The sequence below is a fragment of the Litorilituus lipolyticus genome (assembly GCF_006439335.1).
Classification (GTDB): Bacteria; Pseudomonadota; Gammaproteobacteria; order Enterobacterales; family Alteromonadaceae; genus Colwellia; species Colwellia lipolytica.
This window is the reverse complement of sequence record NZ_SAWY01000030.1, coordinates 1-4,142: the sequence shown is the minus strand read 5'-3', so window position 1 is coordinate 4,142 and position 4,142 is coordinate 1. Positions and strand designations below refer to the sequence as shown.

The 4,142-nt window shown below is 37.4% G+C and carries 2 protein-coding genes and 1 rRNA gene; all 3 read left to right on the top strand.

What is annotated here, in order from left to right; translation table 11 throughout:
* The first annotated feature begins 168 nt into the window (after window positions 1-168).
* A 5S ribosomal RNA gene (rrf, locus tag EPA86_RS13245) occupies window positions 169-283 on the top strand.
* Window positions 284-1,146: 863 nt separating this feature from the next.
* Entirely contained in the window at window positions 1,147-3,108 is a 1,962-nt protein-coding gene (htpG, locus tag EPA86_RS13240) for a molecular chaperone HtpG (RefSeq protein WP_140604385.1), read from the top strand.
* Window positions 3,109-3,343: 235 nt separating this feature from the next.
* Window positions 3,344-3,988 (top strand): adenylate kinase, encoded by a 645-nt coding sequence (adk, locus tag EPA86_RS13235; RefSeq protein WP_140604383.1) that lies wholly within the window; start codon window positions 3,344-3,346, stop codon window positions 3,986-3,988.
* Window positions 3,989-4,142: the final 154 nt, after the last annotated feature.

Sequence of the window (4,142 nt, the reverse complement as noted above, 5' to 3'; positions counted from 1 at the left end):
GCTTAACCATACAACACCTAAGTGGTTTGTATGAAGACTGACAAACAGTAATGTCACGCACTTTGTGATTGAATAAGATAAGATTTATATTAGATTTCCGAGATTGATCTAGTTTGTTTTAGACAAACTTAGACACTTCCTCCATCCGTGGAGGTTGTACGTTTTTTGCTTAGCGACAATAGCGACATAGAACCACCTGATCCCATTCCGAACTCAGAAGTGAAATGTGTTAGCGCCGATGGTAGTGTGGGAGTTCCCATGTGAGAGTAGGACATTGCTAAGCGCCTAATTAAGAAAACCCCGATTCGAAAGAGTCGGGGTTTTTGCTTTTCAGGTTTTGCTATTTTCAACTGGGTAAAACTCAGTGCACCTCATCCCATTCTCAACTCGCCATTCTCAACGCCTAAGATAAGCAGCAATGAACTGTGTTTACACCGAGGTTGATAGTGTGTAGCTGGGCGTCTCTTTACCTGAGAGTAGGACATTGCTATGATTCTAATTTGGTCGTTCTAAGACATACATTACCCTCATAGGAAGTATTGTCCGTACTAAAGCGTGTTAAGTAGCACTAAATGGTAATTGAAAAGAGAGTTGTATAACATGTTTTACATTATCAAATGGAACTTAGTATCGGAAGGTATTGTATACAGAATGTCATTCAAATTTCTTTAAACTGTAAATAACATGTTAAATCTTATTGGAGATGTTTCATGTTTATAACTATTTGATTTTAAACCTCTCTTTTGATTATTTCAGTGTAATATATTATTACATTCTGAGCGTATACAATATAACCTGTTGTTTGTTACTATTTGATTGTTACTGATTTGTTATTCATTCCCTGTTAGCAAATTACTAATGTTATGGTTTGTAGTTAGAACTGATCTGTCAATCAACTTTCTACACTATATCCCGCTGGACTAGGGGCCCCTGGTCCAGCACCTCAAATTTATTTTTTACTTTTTCCTTTTAGTCACCATTTAATTTTTCTTATAAATTAATATTTTGATTTGTGAAGTTTAAAGCTCTAGCGCTTAATTTACATTTTCATGAATTATTTACTTGAATTATCTTCGCTGATCCCCCACATAGTTTTTATCGATTTTTTTGATATTCATTTAACAAGTTTAACAGGAGATGGCTTAGATGGCTGAAGCTAATCAAGTAGAAACTCATGGTTTCCAAACAGAAGTGAAGCAATTGCTTCAACTTATGATCCACTCACTTTATTCAAATAAAGAAATATTTTTACGTGAGTTAGTTTCTAATGCTGCTGATGCGGCAGATAAATTGCGTTTTAAAGCGCTTTCTGACAATGGTTTATATGAAAACGATGGCGAATTACGTGTTCGTGTAAGTTGTGATAAAGAAAACAACACCGTTACTATTTCAGATAACGGCATTGGCATGAACCATGATGATGTGGTTGAGCATTTAGGTACTATTGCTAAGTCAGGTACTGCTGAATTTTTCTCACAATTATCTGGTGATCAAGCGGCTGATTCACAGTTAATCGGTCAATTTGGTGTTGGTTTTTATTCTGCCTTTATCGTTGCTGACAAAGTTACCGTACGTACACGTAAAGCAGGCGATGCTTCTACAGAAGGTGTTGAGTGGGTTAGTGAAGGAGAAGGTGAATTTACTACCGCAACAATAGATAAAGCTAACCGTGGTACTGATATCATTTTACACTTACGTGAAGATGAGTCGGAGTTTGCCGATGATTGGCGTTTAAAGTCTATTGTGACTAAATACTCAGATCATATCTCTATATCTGTTGAAATGCTTACACCTGAAGTGTCGGCAGTTGAAGCTGTTGCTGAAGTAAAAGATGACGAAGGTAATGTAACAACACCAGCCGTTGAAGCAAGAGATGCAGTACCAGCATTGTGGGAAGCAGTAAACAAAGCTACAGCGTTATGGACACGTGAAAAAGCTGATGTTAGTGAAGATGAGTATAAAGAGTTTTATAAGCATGTATCACATGACTTTGGTGACCCATTATTATGGGAGCACAATAAAGTTGAAGGGAAAACAGAGTACACCTCGCTTTTATACGTACCTTCAAAAGCCCCATTTGATATGTACAACCGCGAAAAGCAACATGGTTTAAAACTATATGTGCAACGTGTCTTCATTATGGATGATGCAGAGCAGTTCATGCCAACATATTTACGTTTTGTTAAAGGGTTATTAGATTCTAATGATTTACCTTTAAACGTATCACGTGAAATTCTGCAAGATAATAAAGTCACACAGGCAATCAGAAAAGGTTGTACTAAACGTGTATTAAAAATGCTTGAGAAACTTAGCAAGAAAGATGCTGAAAAATACCAAGGTTTTTGGGACGAATTTGGCCAAGTGCTAAAAGAAGGCCCAGCAGAAGATCATGCCAATAAAGAACAAGTTGCAGGCTTATTACGTTTTGCTTCTACAAACGAAGATACCGCAACTCAAAGCGTGTCATTAGCGTCATACATCGAACGTATGAAAGAAGGTCAGGATAAAATTTATTACGTGGTTGCCGATAGTTTTGAAGCAGCGAAAAATAGTCCGCATTTAGAAGTGTTCCGCAAAAAAGGCATTGAAGTGTTACTTATGTCTGACCGTATTGATGAATGGTTAGTGAGCCACTTAACAGAGTTTGATGGCAAGCAATTACAGTCAGTAACACGTGGTGGCCTTGACTTAGGCGATATGGATGATGCAGAAACAAAAGAAGCGCAAGAGAAGTTAGAGAAAGAGTTTGATTCTGTAGTTAAGCGCATTAAAGAGACTCTTGTAGGTAAAGCGAAAGACGTGAAATTGTCACAACGCTTAACCGACTCACCAGCTTGTATAGTTGCAGATGAACATGATATGAGCAGCCAAATGGCTAAGCTTATGCAATCTGTTGGTCAAGAAGTGCCAGAGACACTACCAATTTTTGAAATCAATGGTGAGCATGCTCTAGTGAAACATGTTGCAGATGAGCAAGACGATGAGCAATTTAAGCAATGGGTTGAAGTATTGTTTGAACAAGCGATGTTAGCAGAGCGTGGTAGCTTAAAAGATCCAGCTAGTTTTGTAACTCGTTTAAATAATTTGATGTTAAGTCTGACTAAGTAGTCAAATTTCATCGGTTTATTGATATAGAGTTAATACTTTAGTCTGAAAAAGGAGGGTAAAACCTCCTTTTTTTATGTTTGTTAGGATTTGGCTCTTGTGTGCATATTGCCTAGCTTGTATAGTGACTGCCGCAAGCACTTTTCAATAGAAGAATTATTACATTAGTATGATCAATTGATGATATTAATGTAATGATTATTTTTAACTTTTAACCATCAATTTAGGGTTACACATTATGCGCATTGTTTTATTAGGTGCTCCAGGCGCTGGTAAAGGCACACAAGCACAATTTTTAATGGAAAAGTTTGGTATTCCACAAATTTCTACTGGCGACATGCTTCGTGCAGCAATCAAAGCAGGCACTGAGCTTGGTAAACAAGCGAAAGCAGTTATGGATGCTGGGCAATTGGTTTCTGATGAGCTAATTATTGGCTTAGTTAAAGAACGTATTGCTGAAGATGATTGTAAAGCAGGTTTTTTACTTGATGGTTTTCCACGTACTATTCCACAAGCGGATGCGATGAAAGAAAATGGCATCGCCGTAGACCATGTACTTGAGTTTGACGTTCCTGATGAAGTAATCGTTGAGCGTATGGCAGGTCGTCGAGTTCATTCAGGTTCTGGGCGAGTTTATCATTTAGTTTACAATCCGCCTAAAGAAGAAGGTAAGGATGATGTAACAGGTGAAGAGTTATCTATTCGCCCTGATGATGAAGAAGCAACTGTTCGTAAACGTTTAGCTATTTATCATGAGCAAACTAAGCCATTGGTTGATTTTTACCAAGGTGAAGCAACATCAGGTAATTGCCAATACTTAACAGTTGATGGAACTCAAGCTGTTGAAAGTGTTAGCGTACTATTAGCTGAGAAATTAGCTTAATTTATTCGCCTAATTTAGTTTAATAAAAAAAGCTCGCTTAGCGAGCTTTTTTTATGGCTGAGCCTGACCCGTCCTAAATAAGGTTGACACTTTTCCACGATTAAATTGGAGAGTGTTATGAAATCAATCACTAAACGAACTCAAAGAGATTACT